Annotated in this window: 12 protein-coding genes and 3 pseudogenes; 4 read left to right on the top strand and 11 right to left on the bottom strand. The window is 61.3% G+C overall.

The genetic code is table 11. The annotated features are described in order from the left end of the window. Positions 1-233 precede the first annotated feature (233 nt). Both C5F70_RS09015 and C5F70_RS30540 read left to right on the top strand, forming a co-directional pair. The gene (locus C5F70_RS09015) at positions 234-1,148 is read left to right on the top strand and encodes a LysR substrate-binding domain-containing protein (RefSeq protein ID WP_017845696.1); all 915 of its coding nucleotides are present in this window, start codon (positions 234-236) and stop codon (positions 1,146-1,148) included. A gap of 33 nt (positions 1,149-1,181) precedes the next feature. Further along, the gene (locus C5F70_RS30540) at positions 1,182-1,490 is read left to right on the top strand and encodes a hypothetical protein (protein ID WP_158683847.1); all 309 of its coding nucleotides are present in this window, start codon (positions 1,182-1,184) and stop codon (positions 1,488-1,490) included. Positions 1,491-1,735: 245 nt separating this feature from the next. On the opposite strand, the pseudogene C5F70_RS31450 reads toward C5F70_RS30540, so the two are convergent. The 5 genes and pseudogenes from C5F70_RS31450 to C5F70_RS08985 form a co-directional block, all read right to left on the bottom strand. Continuing rightward, positions 1,736-2,029 (bottom strand): annotated as a pseudogene (locus C5F70_RS31450) (ATP-binding protein); the annotation flags it as partial. A 566-nt stretch (positions 2,030-2,595) separates the two neighbouring features. Beyond that, a pseudogene (locus tag C5F70_RS31445) lies at positions 2,596-2,884 on the bottom strand (response regulator transcription factor); the annotation flags it as partial. Between the two features lie 303 nt (positions 2,885-3,187). Continuing rightward, positions 3,188-4,075 (bottom strand): annotated as a pseudogene (locus C5F70_RS31440) (sensor histidine kinase); the annotation flags it as partial. A gap of 1,395 nt (positions 4,076-5,470) precedes the next feature. After that, a complete protein-coding gene (locus tag C5F70_RS08995; RefSeq protein WP_104903129.1) occupies positions 5,471-6,571 on the bottom strand; it encodes an ABC transporter substrate-binding protein in 1,101 nt (366 codons plus the stop codon). Positions 6,572-7,278: 707 nt separating this feature from the next. Further along, on the bottom strand, positions 7,279-7,971 hold the full coding sequence (locus C5F70_RS08985) for a DMT family transporter (RefSeq protein WP_218276653.1): 693 nt from the start codon (positions 7,969-7,971) through the stop codon (positions 7,279-7,281). Here C5F70_RS08985 and C5F70_RS08980 point away from each other — a divergent pair. Together C5F70_RS08980 and C5F70_RS08975 are read left to right on the top strand one after the other, a co-directional pair. Continuing rightward, on the top strand, positions 7,946-8,218 hold the full coding sequence (locus tag C5F70_RS08980; protein ID WP_177410575.1) for a helix-turn-helix transcriptional regulator: 273 nt from the start codon (positions 7,946-7,948) through the stop codon (positions 8,216-8,218). The genes C5F70_RS08985 and C5F70_RS08980 overlap by 26 nt on opposite strands. Before the next feature lie 511 nt (positions 8,219-8,729). Next, positions 8,730-9,650 carry a LysR substrate-binding domain-containing protein gene (locus C5F70_RS08975; protein WP_017845651.1) on the top strand — a complete coding sequence of 307 codons (921 nt, stop codon included), beginning with the start codon at positions 8,730-8,732 and terminating at the stop codon, positions 9,648-9,650. 8 nt (positions 9,651-9,658) lie between these two features. On the opposite strand, the gene cptA is transcribed toward C5F70_RS08975, so the two are convergent. The 6 genes from cptA to C5F70_RS08945 are packed head-to-tail and all read right to left on the bottom strand — an operon-like array spanning position 9,659 to position 16,061. Further along, a complete protein-coding gene (gene cptA, locus C5F70_RS08970; protein ID WP_017845650.1) occupies positions 9,659-11,392 on the bottom strand; it encodes a phosphoethanolamine transferase CptA in 1,734 nt (577 codons plus the stop codon). A 4-nt stretch (positions 11,393-11,396) separates the two neighbouring features. Further along, a complete protein-coding gene (locus tag C5F70_RS08965) occupies positions 11,397-12,140 on the bottom strand; it encodes a hypothetical protein (protein ID WP_017845649.1) in 744 nt (247 codons plus the stop codon). Continuing rightward, complete coding sequence (locus C5F70_RS30995) at positions 12,140-12,874, bottom strand: hypothetical protein (protein WP_026139859.1); 735 nt, start codon at positions 12,872-12,874, stop codon at positions 12,140-12,142. Before C5F70_RS30995 ends, C5F70_RS08965 begins: the two co-directional genes overlap by 1 nt. 1 nt (position 12,875) lies before the next feature. Continuing rightward, the gene (locus C5F70_RS08955; protein WP_017845647.1) at positions 12,876-14,615 is read right to left on the bottom strand and encodes an ABC transporter ATP-binding protein; all 1,740 of its coding nucleotides are present in this window, start codon (positions 14,613-14,615) and stop codon (positions 12,876-12,878) included. Beyond that, positions 14,612-15,811, bottom strand: a complete 1,200-nt coding sequence (locus C5F70_RS08950; protein WP_046383325.1) for an aminotransferase class I/II-fold pyridoxal phosphate-dependent enzyme — start codon at positions 15,809-15,811, stop codon at positions 14,612-14,614. The genes C5F70_RS08955 and C5F70_RS08950 overlap by 4 nt, the downstream gene beginning before the upstream one ends. Next, positions 15,798-16,061, bottom strand: a complete 264-nt coding sequence (locus tag C5F70_RS08945; RefSeq protein WP_017845645.1) for an acyl carrier protein — start codon at positions 16,059-16,061, stop codon at positions 15,798-15,800. Before C5F70_RS08945 ends, C5F70_RS08950 begins: the two co-directional genes overlap by 14 nt. Positions 16,062-16,064: the final 3 nt, after the last annotated feature.

Here is a 16,064-nt window from a genome sequence, read left to right as displayed (position 1 = left end):
CTCTATCTGGGCTTTCCGGGTAAGACCACCGGTCGCCGTTAATAGTCGACATGTCTGTCATTGATTCCGCGACTGAGGAATAGACCTCAACTATCGTAGGAAAACTCAATTAGCCGGTGCAGAGTACCAGCCTTTCCCCGTAAGATTCATGCCGGTCATGCTCCGAGCATGGAGATCATAGGGATCATGTATGGCCGCTCTCGTCAAGTTTACAGACTCATCCAGGACACAAGATGAACCGTAACGACCTGCGTCGTGTCGACCTTAACCTCTTGATCGTATTCGAAACCTTGATGCATGAGCGCAGTGTGACCCGTGCCGCCGAGAAATTGTTCCTCGGCCAGCCGGCCATCAGCGCGGCACTGTCGCGCCTGCGCGGTCTCTTCGATGACCCGCTGTTTGTGCGTACCGGGCGCAGCATGGAGCCGTCGGCCCGCGCCGTGGAAATTTTCGCCCTGCTGTCCCCGGCCCTGGACTCGATTTCCACCGCCGTCAGCCGCGCCGCCGAATTCGACCCGGCCACCAGCACCGCCGTGTTCCGCATCGGCCTGTCGGACGACGTCGAGTTCGCCCTGCTCCCCCAACTGCTCAAACGCCTGCGCGCCGAAGCCCCCGGCATCGTGCTCGTCGTGCGCCGTGTCAATTACATCCTGATGCCCGGCCTGCTCGCCTCCGGCGAAATCTCCATCGGCGTCAGCTACACCGCCGAGCTACCGGCCAACGCCAAGCGCAAGGTACTGCGCCGCAGCCTGCCGAAACTGCTACGCGCCGACAGCGTGCCCGGCGCCCTCAGCCTGGACGACTTCTGCGCCCGCCCTCATGCGCTGGTGTCATTTGCCGGGGATTTGAGTGGGTTTATCGACGAAGAACTCGAAAAGCTCGACCGCAAACGCCATGTGGTGTTGGCCGTGCCGCAATTCAACGGCCTGGGCACCCTGCTTGCCGGGACCGACATCGTCGCCATCGTCCCGGACTACGCCGCCGAGGCCCTGACCGCGGCGGGCGGCTTGCGAGCCGAGGATCCGCCACTGCCGGTGCGCTCGTTCGAGTTGCACATGGCATGGCGGGGCTCGCAGGACAATGATCCGGGTGAGCGTTGGTTGCGATCGCGGATTCAGATGTTTTTTGGCGATCCTGAGAGTCTTTAGGCGTCGTCTGGCAGGCGGTTCAGTTGATCATTTTTGCTTTTCCACAAACCATGGAGCTCCATCCACTTCCAGTGGATTGCTACGCCTCGGCGACCCTGGGCCTCGGACCGACTGATCCCGGCGCTCGCCGCGCATCTCAAGACCTGCCCGGAAGTGGGTATCGAATTGCAGGCCAACGACCGTGTGGTGGACTTGGTGGAAGACGGCTTCGATATGGTGTCCGCTACGGCGACCTGCCCAGCAGTGGCTTGGTGGGCTGCCTGCGCCCCACTGCGGCGTACCTGTGAAGCCAACGGCACGCCACGGATTCCAACGGGGCTGCAGTGCAATGCCATCGATTAGATGACATCCATGAAGCTACTCTCTGACCTGGGAGAAAGTAACCACTGGACCATATTCCTGATCAGACACTATCGCTTGCACACAAAATTTCTTTTCTGGAAATTTACTCAATAACACCATCCTCTACGACTGAGCAACAATCCTGCACAGCTGCTCATAAACAGTGTCATCCACCCTATCTCTGCAGCCTTCAAAAACATCAAACAGATGCAGATGATTCAAATTAATGGGTTTAGGTTCGGTGCTCATCCCCTGCTCAGCTGAGCATCAAGAGGGATTTCGAGGATGAAGGTTGCGCCCTGTCCCGCTCCGTCGCTGTGCACGGTCAAGCTGCCACCCATTTCCTGCGCGGCGAGCGCGCAGCTGTGCAGGCCGAAACCGTGTCCCTCTTTGCGCGTCGTGAAGCCATGGAAAAAGATACGCGTCAGGTGCTCGGGCGTAATCCCGCTGCCGTTGTCAGTTACCGTGATACGCAGTACTGGCCCGTCCGCGAGGGCGGCGTTGAACATTATGCACGGGCTGCGATCGACCACGCCGTCCAACGCCTGATTGGCGTTTCTGATCAGGTTCATCAGAATCAGCAGCACTCGGTGACGGTCCAGCGACAGCAGGGGCAAGTCGGCAATGTCCTTGACCACTATCACCTCCTGGCGCACCCGTGCCCCGGCACTCATGCGCAAGGCATCATCGATCAGCTCTGAGACCGGTATTGTCTCGACGACACTGACGGCAACGGCATAGGACTGCTGGGCCGCGACAATGGTTTTGATGTGGTCAATGCCCTTGGTGAGTTGCCCGAGCTCTTCGATGATGCCCTGTTGCTCTGCCGTCACCACCTCCGCCAGCTTGAGCAGGTAGTCGGGCAGCATCTTCCCTTTGTTGTCGCGGGTGAGGAATTCGCTCAGGTCATTGATATGCTCGTTCAGCATCTGAGCCACCTTGCCCAGGCCCTGGGCCTTGGAAGTGCGCACCTGACTGCTGACCAGTTCTGCCGATACATTCACGCTGTTGAGGATATTACCGACGTTGTGCAGCACCGTCGTGGCGATTTCGGCCATGCCCGCCTGACGGGATTTTGCATTCAGTTCGGCTTGCACCTGGCTCATGCGTAGGGCCGCGCGTACGCGAGCCTTGAGCTCCAGCGGCGAGAAGGGTTTGGCAATATAATCATCGGCGCCACTCTCCAACCCGGAGACGCAGGCCTCGCTGCCGCCGCGGGCGGTCAACAGGATGACGGGTATATGGGCGAAACCCGCGCTGGCTTTGATTCTGGCGGTCAGGCCAAAGCCGTCGAGCTCCGGCATCATCACATCCGAGAGAACGACATCGATTGCTCGACGCTGCAGTGTTGCCCAGGCCTGTTCTCCATCAGCGGCGGTGACGACGATGTAGTCGTCGCGCAAAAGCTCGCTGAGGTAGCTAAGCATTTCCGGGCTGTCATCTACCACCAGCACCCTGGACTGCAAGGCGTGCTCCGGGGTGCCCTCTCCAGTCGAGGCTTGGTCGTTGCTACTGCCATGGCGACCGTCGTCGAAAAGCAGGTGGCGCTGCTCGGCTGTGATGATCGTGGTGGGTGACGATTGCTCATGTATATCGCTGACTTCGGTCGGCACTGTGTTTTGCTCAGCCCCCCGCGCAAATCGAACAAAGAAGCACGCCCCCCGTCCAGGCTCACTGTTGACGCCGACTTCGCCCCCCATCAGTTCGACCAGATCCTTGACCAGGGCGAGACCGATGCCTGTGCCGCTGTATTGGCGAGTGGCGGAGTTATCGATCTGGGAAAAACGCTGGAACAACAGCGGCAGTTTGTCAGCCGCAATGCCAATGCCCGAGTCTTGCACCGACAGCTCAAATCGCTCGTCATCGAGCGCAGTGACGGCCAGATGCACGGTACCGCCAGCGGGGGTGAACTTGATGGCGTTACTCACCAGGTTGAGCAGAATCTTCTCGAAGTGCCGGGGGTCCAGGAACACCGTGCCAAGGGCGGGATCGATGCTGCAGGTCAAGGTGCAACCTTTGCCCTTGGCCACCATGGCCGCATCCTCGGCCAGCACACCCACCGCCTGGTTCAAGTCAATCGGCGCTGGGCACAACTCAAACTTGCCGGCTTCAGCCTTGGAAAAATCGAGGATGTCGTTCACCCGGTTCATCAAGCGCAGTGCGTTGCGTTGGGCGCGCTCGATCTGCACGCGCCAGTCTGCCGGCGGGGTAGTCGCCGCCGAGAGCTGCTCCAGCGGGGCCAGAATGAGCGTCAGAGGGGTGCGCAATTCGTGGCTGACCGTGGCCACGAAATCGCTCTTGGCCTGGTTAGCCGTATCGGCCTGGTTGCGCGCCTGAATGAGCTCGACGGCCTGCGCCTCCAGCACCTCAGTCTGCCGGTGCAGCGTGTCGGTTCGTTCGGCGACCATTCTCTCCAACGAGGCCTGGACCTGCTGTCGTTCGGCGTCGGCTTCGGCCTCCAGCACCCGGATGCGCAACGCATTTTCTTGGAACACCCGCACGGCCCGCGTCATGATTCCAATCTCATCGCCGCGTCCAACGCTGTCGATCTCGGCGGTCAGGTCACCGGCAGCAAGCCGGCGCATGACCGAGGCCAGGGCGACGATGGGCTGCGCGACAAACCGCGAGGTGCTCCAGGCGATGGCACCGGCCAGCAGGATGGCGACGGTGCCCGCGATGATTGCCGCAAGCATGCCGCGATCCTTGTGGGCCAAGGCGTCTGAGCGCGCCTCGCCAGCGAAGCGCGCAACCAACAGGCCCGCGCTCCGGGCCTCGTTGCGAACTTGGTCACGCGCGTCGCTCAAGGCGTTGCTCGCCTGATGGAACCTGGCGAATGCGGCTCGGTAGCCAGCAATCTGATCGCTGACCGTCAGGGGTGTAGCGTTGGTCTGCGGCCCGACAGACGAAGGGAGAACGCGAGAGAGACGGGAGAGCTCATCCAGGATGGTGCCGACAGAGTCGGCGACCTCGGCCGACGGTGACAGGCGAAACGACAACGTCTGCGCTTCCAGGGTGGCCACCCGCTCGGCGAAACGCTTGGACAATGCGGCTGCATTTTGCAGTAAACCGGTGGCTGCCTGAATGTCACTGGCGTCACGGGCAATGTGCTCGTCCACCTCACCCAACATTGCTTCGAGGCGCTCGGCCACATCCCCAACCGCGCCGAGATCACGCAAAGCCTCGCCTCCCAGGAGCCTGGGCGCCTTGCCAAGCTGCTCGACCGCCAGGCTGGCAGCAGTGATCGCCGTCGCCAACTGCCCCAGGGCCTCCACCTCCTGTGGCGCCTCCATCAACTCGCGCAATTGCTCGACCACGGGCGGCAGTGCCGCGCAGGCGTTCCTCGCCGCAGTGGCGGCCGCCCCATCACCGGTCACCAGCACCTTGGCCACATTGGCGGTGATGATCCGCTCTCCGTTGCGCAGGATATCCAGGATGCGATGGGCGCTCTCAATATTGCTCACCTGCGCCTTGTGGTCAGCGGCGCGGGAATCAAGCCCCTTCAGCCCATCGGCGATGCCCTGTTCGACGAGGATCGTCGCCTCTCGCATTCGGCTGTAGTGGGCTGTCATGCTCTCCGTTTCGCCATCCATGGTCAGGGTCGCCGCCCGTAAAGCGGCGATCGCCGCAGAGAGTCTTTCCAGACTGCCCTTGAGCGATTGCGCCTCTACCACCGGAATGTCGTCAAGGCCGGCGATAGCCGTCGCCACCATGCCTTCTGCCTGGGACAAGCTTTCCTGGTCGCGGGTGGCAATGAAGTTTTCCACCCGCCCGGTGGCCCCGTTGACCGAGGCCAGGATCTCTGCGGAATGACTGGCGGAATCCACCGCACGTACCATGCCTCGCAGGCCGTAGAGGTTCACCAGCGATACCGCCAGCATCAAGAACACCAGTGCGGCAACCGCCAGGCCGATCCTGACGGCAATGGGCCTGGCCGTGGCTGATTTGAATGTCAACATGGGGCCTCGCCTCCTAGCCCGCCGCTACTGTTTCTTGACCTCCGGCAAAGGCCCCGGCGCCGCCGTATTGTTGATGGCCGCGTCGATCATCGCCGCAACGGAAGCCTGGCTGTAGAAAGGATTGGCGGCGCCGCCCACCGGCATAGTGGCGAGCCAGGTGTCCAGGTCTTTCGCATCGATACGCACCAGCGGCACCTCGACGAACTTCGGCACCGGCTTGCCCGCCAGGATCTGCTGGGCCACCCAGAACCCCACTTGGGAGACACTCGGCGAGGCAGAGACAGAGACGGTCTCGTAGCCATTGGCATCGCGCTCCTGTTTCCACAAGACGAGTTCGTCCTGGCGGTTCCCCATCACGATGATCGGCAAAGGGCGTCCTGCCGCCTTGAACGCCATGGCCGCCCCGTAACCATCGCCCCCCTGAGTCGCCACGGCATCAATCTTGGGCAGCGACAGCAGCGCCAGCGCCACCTCCTTGCGGGCGACGGAAGCCGTCCAGTTCCCGTACACGGTCTTGGCGAATTTCAGTCCCGGATAGTCGCTGGCGGCCTTGCGAATGCCGTCGCTGATGTTTTTATCGGTGGCATCGCCGGCAATGCCGCGGATCTCCAGCAACGTTCCGTTGCCCTTAAGACGCTCGGCGATGTAATCCATTTCCACACGGCCCATGGCGGACCAGTCGTAATCCACGGTATAGACGCAACGTTCGGTGACCAGGCTGGCCATGACGACCACCACAATGCCGGCGTTGCAGGCGTCGCGGATCACCCCGTTGAGGGCCGTGTCGGAAGCGGCCAGGATGACAATGGCATTGACGCCCTTGACGATCATGTCCTGGATATGGGCCGCCTGTTCCGATGCCGAGTTATTGGCACTGACCACCGGGGCCTCCCGGATCAAGCCATCCTTTTGCGCTTGGAGCGCAATTTCCTGCCAGTTGCGCACCATCACCTTGCGAAAATCGCTGCCCGCGTAGGAATTGCTGAAGGCAATGCTATAGCCTGCGGTCGGGCCGCCAGCGCTGCCATCGTTAGCCGCTTGGGCTGGATTGGCGGCAACTATCGCCAGCCCCGCCACGCAGCCGGCGAAGCGCCACAAGAGTGTGTGGATTGGTTTAGCGTTCATGCTGTTCTCCGACGTGCCAGGGATTGACCAGCAGTAATCCACCCGCACCTGCCGGCAGCCTGGATCGACGGCTCGATCTGGTTGGAGCAGTTGGCCCGCAGATAGGAGATCTTCGACACTGTGAAGTTTGACGCAGGCATTGAACGTTTCCCTGTATGGCGCGTGCGGGGTTGTTCCATATTGCCTTTTAAAAAAACCTGAAGCCCACCCACCTAGTGTCTTGCCGGCATCGGACTGCTGGCCAACGACACTGGCTTTGATGGGGTTAGTGCCCTTGGCCAGTTGCCCAAGTTCTTCGGTTGTGTCGCCCTACGAAGGGCCGATGGACACGCGTTACCAGGCTACTCATTCGGTCGTTCCAATAGCAGGACCAGACATGAAGAAGCAGACACATACAGATTCCTCTCCTTGGCGGCCGGCAATTGAACCCCCTGCATTGGCAATGATCATAGTATCAAAGTGCCCGCTTCGCGCGGGGTCTTGGAGGATTTCAGCCAATTGAGCGACTGAATCGCCCCGGATTCTCTAGACACCTTGCAAGCGCGCGCGCCAGCCTTGATTGCCAGGTCGAGCATGCTCAACCCATCATTGACCATTCGACGCTCACGAATGCCCGTGCGCGATTCTATCCATTCGGGCGTGGTATCCAGGCCGCTGGAAATTTGCTGATTGTCAATTATCTGAGGCGCGTGGTGTCACGCGCGGCCCTAGTTCGCTTCCTGACGCGGGGCACGGCCCAGCGACCAACCAAAATTCATGCCCGCCGCCGCCAGCAGGATCGCGCTCGCGCCAAGCACTTGCAGGGTGCTGAGCGGATGGGCGAAGGCAACCCAGTCGACCAGGATGGCGACGATCGGGTAGATGAACGACAGTGCGCCAACCAGCGCCGTGGGGATTTTCTGGATGGCGCTGTACAGCAGGGTCGACATGAGCCCGGTATGGACCACGCCGATAATGATCAGATATGTCCAGGCGCCCTCGACCGTATCGACCCTGCTGAAATCCACGAACGGGGCCAGGACCACCACGCCTACCACCATCTGGATCAGCACGATCAGGTGCGCGGGCAAGTCCTTGAGGCGCTTGGTGATCGCCGCCGCCACGGCGTAGAAAAAGGCCGAAGCCAGGGCCAGGCAGACGCCGAGCACGTAGTCGGCGCCGGTGGCCTGCCCACTGCCCTTGGCGGACACGATCAGCATCAGCCCGGCGAAGGCCAACAGCAGCCAGCCAACCTTGGCGGCGCTGAGGCGTTCAGCGAAAAACAGCACACCCAGACCGACCAGCATGAACGGCTGAACGTGGTAGACCACCGTGGCAATGGCGATAGAGGAATGTTTGTAGGCGCTGATCAGGGAGCGGCGCAGCACCCCGAGGATCAGGCACGCAACCAGCATCGCCATCGCGCCGAACAAGCAACGCCAGAACACCACGGCCTCCGGGCTTTCCTTGACCGAGTTGGCGAAGCGCGCCGGGGTGGCGAAGTCGACCTTGTTTCAATTGGAGTCGGGAATCGGTAACCCCAGCATCGAAACCTTGTGGTCGCTGCTGAATGCCGGCGACTACATCAGCTACCTGGCGAATGTGCCTCACGTGTTCGAAGCACTTGAGGCGGACACTACTGCAGTGATGGTGATAGAGCATTCCTGAGGTAGGCGCCATGGACACGCCAAAGGATGAATCGCCCTGAATTTTCTGGACGCCCTGACAGCGACTCACGATACCCCTGACTCCAATGGGGAGTTAACAATAACCATTAGAACCCTGATGGAATTCTTCCAGCTCCCGCCATTTTCGTTCGCTCGTGTATCACGAGCGACCTAGGGGCAAGATTGGGGGCATATTTGAAATTTTTCTGCCTGCCCCGCCCATCTCTCGCACGCCGTTGGTACACATCTGCGTTGCCCGCAAAAAGTTGACGTAGTAAGTCTTTTTCAGAGCTTCCGTAACAGCGATCGCTCACCATTGTTGCGAAAACGGTAACTAGGCATTCCAGAAAGCGCGATGGTGCCACTGAAAAGCACATGCTAAGTTTCGCGCCGCGTAACAATTTGAAATATTTTCTATGGCCTGAGTGCGTCTAGCTCGACCATCAGACACTCTTAGCTCAACTTTCCCGGCACTGCCATGCGCCAACTTGCACGGCAGTTGAAAGGCGCCCATGAATCGAAATGAACTGCGAAAATCCGACATCAACCTGATGGTCATTTTCGAAGCGCTCATGCAGGAACAAAACGTCACCCGCGTCGCCGAAAAAATGTATTTAGGCCAGCCAACCGTCAGCACAGCACTGGGACGGCTGCGAACGCTGTTCAATGACCCCCTGTTTGTTCGAGTAGGCCACCGCATGGAGCCCACTCGCCGCGCCGAAGAAATCATCCGGCATCTGTCGCCAGCGCTGGATGCCATGGCCACGGCGCTCAGCCTCGCACACCAGTTCGATCCGCTGGAAAGCTGCCTGACCTTCAAGATCGGCCTTTCCGACGACGTCGAATTCGCCCTGCTGCCGCCCTTTCTGGCGGCGCTGCGCGATGAAGCCCCCAACGTGGTCGTGATCATCCAGCATGCCGACTATTGGCGCATTCCCGACCTATTGGCGTCTGGCGACATCACCGTCGGCATCACCGAGACCCGTGAACTGCCCGCGAATGCCAAGCGCAAACTGCTCAGACGCGTCGAACCACGCATCCTGCGCGCCGATAACGCTGACGCACCTTTGACCCTGGACGAGTTCTGTACCCGCCCCCATGTTCAAGTCTCTTACACGGCCAATATCCACGGTATCGTCGATGAATGCCTGGCTAAAATCGGCCGCGACCGCAAGGTGGTACTGTCGATTCCGCAGTTCAGCTCGCTGCCGGCGGCCCTCAACGCGACCAATCTGCTGGCGAGCTGCCCCGACTACGCGGCGAAGGCGTTGCTGGGGTGGGGCAATTTGCGCGACGAACCCTGCCCGTTCGAGGTGCCGGCACAGGAGTTGTCCATGGTCTGGCTGAGCCTGACTGACAACGACCCGGCCGAGCGCTGGTTGCGCACCCGGCTAGAGCAGCACATGGGCAACCTGGCCGCCACTGCTGCTTAGCCGGCAATTCAAGGTGCGCTGCCCAGCGTGTTGAAGTCACGCAATTTGGCCGGCTGGCGAGGATCACCAATCAGTAGCTGACCTCGCTGATAGGCCGGGTTGACGATGCTTTTCCACGGCTCGAACGTGTCGAAGCGCAGCCCTGCCAGATCCGCCCACGTGTGGATGAAGTGCGACGTGGTCCACTCGCGATGTAATGCATCGCGCAGATCGAGTGGGTTGTCCTCTTTCCAGCTCGGCGAGCGCCATACCAGGAAAGGCACGGTGTACATTGGCCGTGTCGGCGCCTCTTCATTGCGCCCCAGCATGTGCGGGGCCACCGGGTCGTACACCGACTCACCATGATCTGACAGATACACCAGGAAGCCATGCGGGTTGGAGCGCTTGAAGCGATCAATCAACGAGCTGACCACGTAATCGTTGTAGAACACGGCATTGTCATAGTCGTTGTATTTGCGCAGCGTCTTGTCCGTGATATAGCGCGGTACCTCGGCGCTGTCCTGGAACCGCGCGTAGCCGCTGGGAAACCGGTAGCGGTAGTTCATGTGGGTGCCCAGCAGATGCACGACGATCAGCTTTCGCGGCGCCTTGTCCTTGAGAACCTGGCTAAACGGCTCCAGCACGTCTTCGTCGTATTGGCTGGTGGAATTCTGATTCCGGTTGTTGTTCAGGTAGACCTGCTCGTCCGCCTGCTTGGAAAAGGTGGTGAGCATGGTATTGCGCTGGGTCATGGTCTGCTGATTGGTGATCCAGAACGTTTTGTAACCAACCTGCTTCATCATGCTGATCAACGAAGGTGTCGTCAGGTACAGGTCCGGGTGCTCCTGGTCGGCAAAAGTCAACACCTGCTGCAGCACTTCGATGGTATACGGCCGCGGCGCCACGACCTGATCAAACACGTCGAGTTCGGGCCGCAAGGCATCCAGCTGTGGCGTGGTCTGGCGAGTGTAGCCGTACAGACTCATGCGCTGGCGATCAGTCGACTCGCCGATAACCAACACCATTGTCGCTGGCTGCCCGGCATGGGCATCCACTTGATGCTGCAAGGGCGCAATGGCTTTCCAGCCCTCGAACATATTCGCCATATCGGCCAATTGCTGACGGTACTGCGTGTAGCCAATGACCATCTGCCAAGGCGATGCCGACTGCAGATTCTGCTGAAACTTACCGATGCGCATGTCCAGGTCGCCACGCTTGCGGTACTCATGGAGGGCTGAGTAGCCCACCGATGCAAAGGCAATCAGCAGGCACAACACCACCTTGGCACGCCCCGAGAACGCAACGGGGCGAACCCTGAACCATAACCCCAGCGCGATGACGGTATAGGCCACCAGCACGGCCAATTTAGACCAGGAGAAATACTGGGAAATATACTCACTGGACTCACTCATGTTGGACTCGAACATGATAAAGATCGCGCTTTGCGAAAACTCCTGGCCATAGATCAGGAAGTAAGCCAGCGCAGTCAGCGAGCACATCCACAACACCAGCCCTATCAACCCAACGATGGGCCGCGTCCAGCGCGGAAACAGCAATGGCGGGATCAGCCACAGCAGGCTTGCCGCGCTGGCTTGCCAGAAGCCGTCAAGGCCGGCGACATCGGCATGGTAGATCAACCATTGCAGGGGGCCGGAAAAATACCAGAAAAACAGGTACATGACGGCCAGCGAGCGGGCACTGGAACGGCGCAGGAGCGGCGTGCCAGAGGCATTCGCAAAGGGCTGGGCGCCGAGATGGGGCATAGATTTATTCAACGCGTGTAACCTGCGGTTCAAGAGATGAGGAAAAGCCCGGGGTCTCACTGACCAGTGTTTCGATGAGCTGACGGCAAATGGCATGCACCTGGGCCTGCGGCAAGCCCGCATCGACCTCGACCACCCGCGCCCCGGGGAACGTCAAGGCCGCGGTGGCGGCCACCTTGCGCTCGATCAGGGCTAGGTCATGGTCGGGCTTGCGCGCCCAGGCCGTGTGGGCGTCCACATTGAGCCGGATGACCAGCGTGGGCGGTATCTGGGCCATCTCGATGTAGAGGTCGCGCTCACGCCGGGCCAGCAATGCGGTTAACCAACCAGTGGCATGGGCGGCCGACAAGCCAGGGCCATCGTTGAGCCCGGCGATCTGCGCCTGCGGGTAGCGGTCACAGATCACCAGCCGCCCGCTCTCGCGCACGTGCAGCATGTGCAGGAAACGACGCCAGCGCAGCCTGCCGAACAGGTAGATGACCGCAGCCGTGACAGGCCCGGGAATACGCTCGCCGGGCGTTCGAGCCCGACTGGCCTTGGCGGACAGATGCCGCTCCAGCATCGCGCCTATCCACGGCAACTGCCGAATCTTCAGCCCCAGCGCCCCGGAGCCCAGCCCCAGGTAGGCATATTGGCTATTGGCAATGACGGAGCACAGGTAGTGCGCCGTGGTGGTCTTCCCGGCACCGTCCGGGCCGATGATGGCGACCAACGGCGCCAGGCGCCGGAAGGCGCTACGGCTGGCCATTACACGGCGCGCTGGCGGGCCAGGCATGCGTTGATGGCATGCTTGGCCTGGTCGATGACGGTATCCAGGGGCTGGGTACTGTCCAGATCAATGATCGGACTGCCCTGGTATTCCAGCTGCGGCACCAACGCGATTTTGGTGGCCAACGACGCGTAGCGGTGATCCGGTTTGCGCTTGTAGGCCGTTTCCAGATCGACATTGAGCCGAATCACCACGTCAGGGCGATAGCTCACCATGTAGCAGTACAGCAAGCGCTCGCAACGTGCCAGGCAGCGCACCAGCGCATTGCGATGCGGTACGCCACTGAGGCCCGGGCCATCGATCTTCATTTTGGCCACGGCAATTTGCGGAAAGCGATCGGCGATCACCGCAACACCCTGGCGTCGCAGCGACATCATCTTCTGATAGCGCCGCCAACGCCGTACGGACAGCAGAAAAATCGCGGCCGCCGCCAGGGTACTCGGCGCCTCGATGGAGGTTCGCGACGCTTCGCCTGGCGACACTGTTTTCGGCGAGTTTTTGGCAATCAGACGCTTGAGTACGCCCCCCACCATCGGCAAGCCCACCAGTTTCTCGCCCAATGCCTTGGATTGGATGCCCAGATGGCAGCTTTCAACCTGTCCGGACTCGCGCATCCACGCCAGGATAGCGTCGGAAACAGTGGTCTTGCCCGCACCATCGCAGCCTACAAAGGCGATCACCGGTGCTAGTTCGTTCTCATGGTTCATCGACATCTCAGCGGCCTCCCGTGCCATGGCTCAGAGCGGGACGCGGCAGCGGCGCATGCCCACCTGTCACGACCTTGAATTTACCCTCGACCAACTCGACAACCTTGTCCGCCACCTCGATCAGGCGCGGACGGTGCGACACGGCGATAATGGTGATGTTCGGCGTCAACGCCTTGAGCGTGGCGCAGATGTCGGCTTCGGATTCGGCGTCCAGCGCACTGGTGGCCTCGTCCAGGATCAGCAGGCGGGGCCGGTGCGCGAGCGCGCGGGCGATAATGATTCGCTGGCGCTGACCACCGGACAGTTGGCCGCCCCGCTCCCCAACCCGCGTGTGCAGGCCGTAATCCAGGCCCTGCACGAATTCCCAGGCGCCGGCCTGACGCAACGCATGCTCGGCATCGGCTTCGGTCAATGACGGCTCACCGAGGGTGACGTTGGCCAGCACACTGTCGTGTAGCAGCAGGGTTTCCTGGGTCACGTAGCCGATCATCCGGCGCCAACTGCGCCGTTGCAGATCGCCCAACGCCCGGCCATCCACGCGGATGCTGCCGTCTTGAGCCACCAGCAAAGCGCACAGCAGGTCAAGAACCGTGGTTTTGCCGGTGCCCGACGGGCCAACCAGCGTTGTCATGGTGCCCACCTCGAAACTCACGCTGGCCTCGTCGAGGACGCGTCGACCGCCGTAGGTAAACGAAACCTGATCGAACACAATGTTCCGGGCCAACGTTGGCTGGAGGCTGCCGCCGGCGGGTTCGCGCTGGGCCTCGGCTTCTTCCACCGCCTCGCGCAGGGCCCAGAACGCGCTCTCCTGCCCGACCATGCGGTGATAGCGCTGCTGCGCCTTGTGCATCAGCCCAAGCACGCGCACGACCATGAATATCAGCACCATCACCGAGGACATCGGCAGCTTCCAGATCACCAGGCCGGCGTACAGACCGCCTGCGGCCAGCAGCGCCAGCAGCGGCTCCTGCAGGGCGCGCAGGGTCTCGCGACTGGTGACTTCCTTTTCCATGGCAATGTTGAGCTCGGTCGCCTGGCTGCGCAGCAGCGAATCGGCGATGTCCTCGCGGGCCATCGCCTTCAGCGGTTTGACCGAACCCAGGGTGTCGCTCAGGTTGATCAGCAGTTCGCGCATCAGCCCGGTCTGGCTTTTGCCGGCCTTGCGCGAGGTTTTCACCAGGCCTCGCAAGGCCAGTAAAATGGTCAGGCCCAGGGCAATACACACCAGGGCGGCCTGCCAGGACACCACGAAGGCAATGATGGCGTAGGCAATGGCCTGAATCGTCAGGGCCACCATGTTGGCGGCGTGCTCGTAGGCCGTCGAGGCACGGAACGCCTCGGTGGCCACGGCGTTGGCCAGGGCCCCGCCCGGCTGACGCAGGTAATGCTCCCATCGGCTGCCCAGCGTGGCATTGATCAGGTCGACACGCAGGTCCGTGGCTACGTGTGCCACGGTGTAGCCCACCTGACGGTTGGCCAGCAGAATCAGCAGGCTGGTCAAGGACATGCCGACCACGATGATAATCAACAATACGGTGATGGAGGGCTCCAGCCCTACACTGTGCAGCACGCTGGCAACATGGCCGGCCACCATGCTTGAGTGGCCGCTGTCACCCAGCATGACCGACACCAGGGGCAGCATGGTGGTCAGGCTCGCGCCCTCCACCACACCGGCGACCACCAGGCTGAGCAGCATCAAGATAGTGCGAAGGGGGTAGGATTTGCCGAATGCCAGGATGATTCTCATGCCACCGACTCCAGGATATCGCTGTCACGCAGGGCGGCGAAGGCCTCCACCATGACGTCGATTTCCTGTTCCGAATGGGCCGCGCTGACACTGCACCGCACCAGCGTGATGCCCGCAGGCGCGGCCGGCGGCAGCACCAGGTTCACGTACACCCCGTGCTCGATCAACGCTCGCCAGAAGCGCACGCCCTGCTCCTTGGTACCGATCATCACCGGCACCACCGGGCTGGCATGCGGGCCCACCTGGTAACCCAATGCTGCCAGGCCGTCATACAGGCGATGGGCGTTTTGCCACAGCTTTTCGCGCAACTCAGGGGCTTGTGCAATGGTCTGCAGCGCCGAACGCACGGAGGCAATGGCCGATGGCGACGGCGAGGCGGTGAAAATATAAGGACGACTGGCATAGCGCAGCACTTCCATGCCGCGGTCATTACCCACCGCGAAGCCGCCAATGGCCGCGAGGCTCTTGCTGAACGTCCCGAGGATGATATCGACGTCCTGCTCCACATCCAGCGCCTGGGCCAGGCCACGGCCAGTCGCGCCCATCACGCCGAAGGAGTGCGCCTCGTCCAGCAGCAGGTAACCACCCAGGCGGCGCTTGATCTCGACGATTTCCTGCAGCGGAGCCACGTCACCGAGCATGCTGTAGATGCCTTCGACGATGATCAGCGCATGCTTGGCCTGTTCGCCGAGGCGCACCATGCGTCGCTCAAGGTCCGCGGCGTCGTTGTGACGAAAGCGGATGATCTGCGCCCCTCCCAGGGCGCATGCATCGTAGATACTGGCGTGGCAATCGGCATCGAGCAGCACCACGGCCTTGGGCGTCGCCAGGGCGCTGATGATGCCCAGGTTGGCGACATAACCGGTGGAGAAGACAATGGCGGATGGCCGCTCGAAGAACGCCGCCAACTCCTGCTCCAGTGCCACGTGCCCGCCGTAACTGCCGTTGGCCATGCGCGAACCGGTAGTGCCAGTGCCCTGCTCGACCAGGGCAGCCTGGGCGGCGGCAATGGCCTGAGGGTCAAACGTCAGGCCCAGGTAGTTGTTGGTACCGGCCAAAATGACGCGACGATTGCCGATGCGTCCCTGGGTGGCGCAATGGACCTCATCGATGCAGGTGCCAAAAGGGTTGAGGCCGTCGTCCTGGAACGCTTCGCGCTCCTGTGCCAGGCGGGAAAAACTGTCATACAACCCCATGATGCTCCTCCAGGTAGATCATCAGTGCGTCGGTGAGATCGGCGGGTGTGCTGACATCGATCAGGATATTGATTGGGATAGACAGGTCGAACTGGTCTTCCAGCATCATCAGCAAGTCCATGATCTTGATGGACTCAAGGCCCAGGTCTTCGATCAGGTTGCTGTGCAGGCCTACTGGCCGTTGCTTGTCGGCGGTCAAGCCGCTCAGGCATTCCAGGATGTAGTCGGTGACGACTTCGCGCTTCAACATAAA

The organism is Pseudomonas sp. LH1G9, assembly GCF_002949975.1.
Lineage (GTDB): Bacteria > Pseudomonadota > Gammaproteobacteria > Pseudomonadales > Pseudomonadaceae > Aquipseudomonas > Aquipseudomonas veronii.
This window is presented reverse-complemented; position numbering and strand designations above follow the sequence as displayed.

Bases quoted from the DNA above. Each gene is read 5' to 3' on its own strand.
- C5F70_RS08995 (WP_104903129.1), bottom strand. From the start codon at position 6,571: ATGAACGCTAAACCAATCCACACACTCTTGTGGCGCTTCGCCGGCTGC.
- C5F70_RS08965 (WP_017845649.1), bottom strand. From the start codon at position 12,140: ATGGCCAGCCGTAGCGCCTTCCGGCGCCTGGCGCCGTTGGTCGCCATC.
- cptA (WP_017845650.1), bottom strand. From the start codon at position 11,392: ATGCCCCATCTCGGCGCCCAGCCCTTTGCGAATGCCTCTGGCACGCCG.
- C5F70_RS30995 (WP_026139859.1), bottom strand. From the start codon at position 12,874: ATGTCGATGAACCATGAGAACGAACTAGCACCGGTGATCGCCTTTGTA.
- C5F70_RS08975 (WP_017845651.1), top strand. From the start codon at position 8,730: ATGAATCGAAATGAACTGCGAAAATCCGACATCAACCTGATGGTCATT.
- C5F70_RS08955 (WP_017845647.1), bottom strand. From the start codon at position 14,615: ATGAGAATCATCCTGGCATTCGGCAAATCCTACCCCCTTCGCACTATC.
- C5F70_RS08985 (WP_218276653.1), bottom strand. From the start codon at position 7,971: ATGGCGATGCTGGTTGCGTGCCTGATCCTCGGGGTGCTGCGCCGCTCC.
- C5F70_RS08950 (WP_046383325.1), bottom strand. From the start codon at position 15,811: ATGGGGTTGTATGACAGTTTTTCCCGCCTGGCACAGGAGCGCGAAGCG.
- C5F70_RS09015 (WP_017845696.1), top strand. From the start codon at position 234: ATGAACCGTAACGACCTGCGTCGTGTCGACCTTAACCTCTTGATCGTA.
- C5F70_RS08945 (WP_017845645.1), bottom strand. From the start codon at position 16,061: ATGTTGAAGCGCGAAGTCGTCACCGACTACATCCTGGAATGCCTGAGC.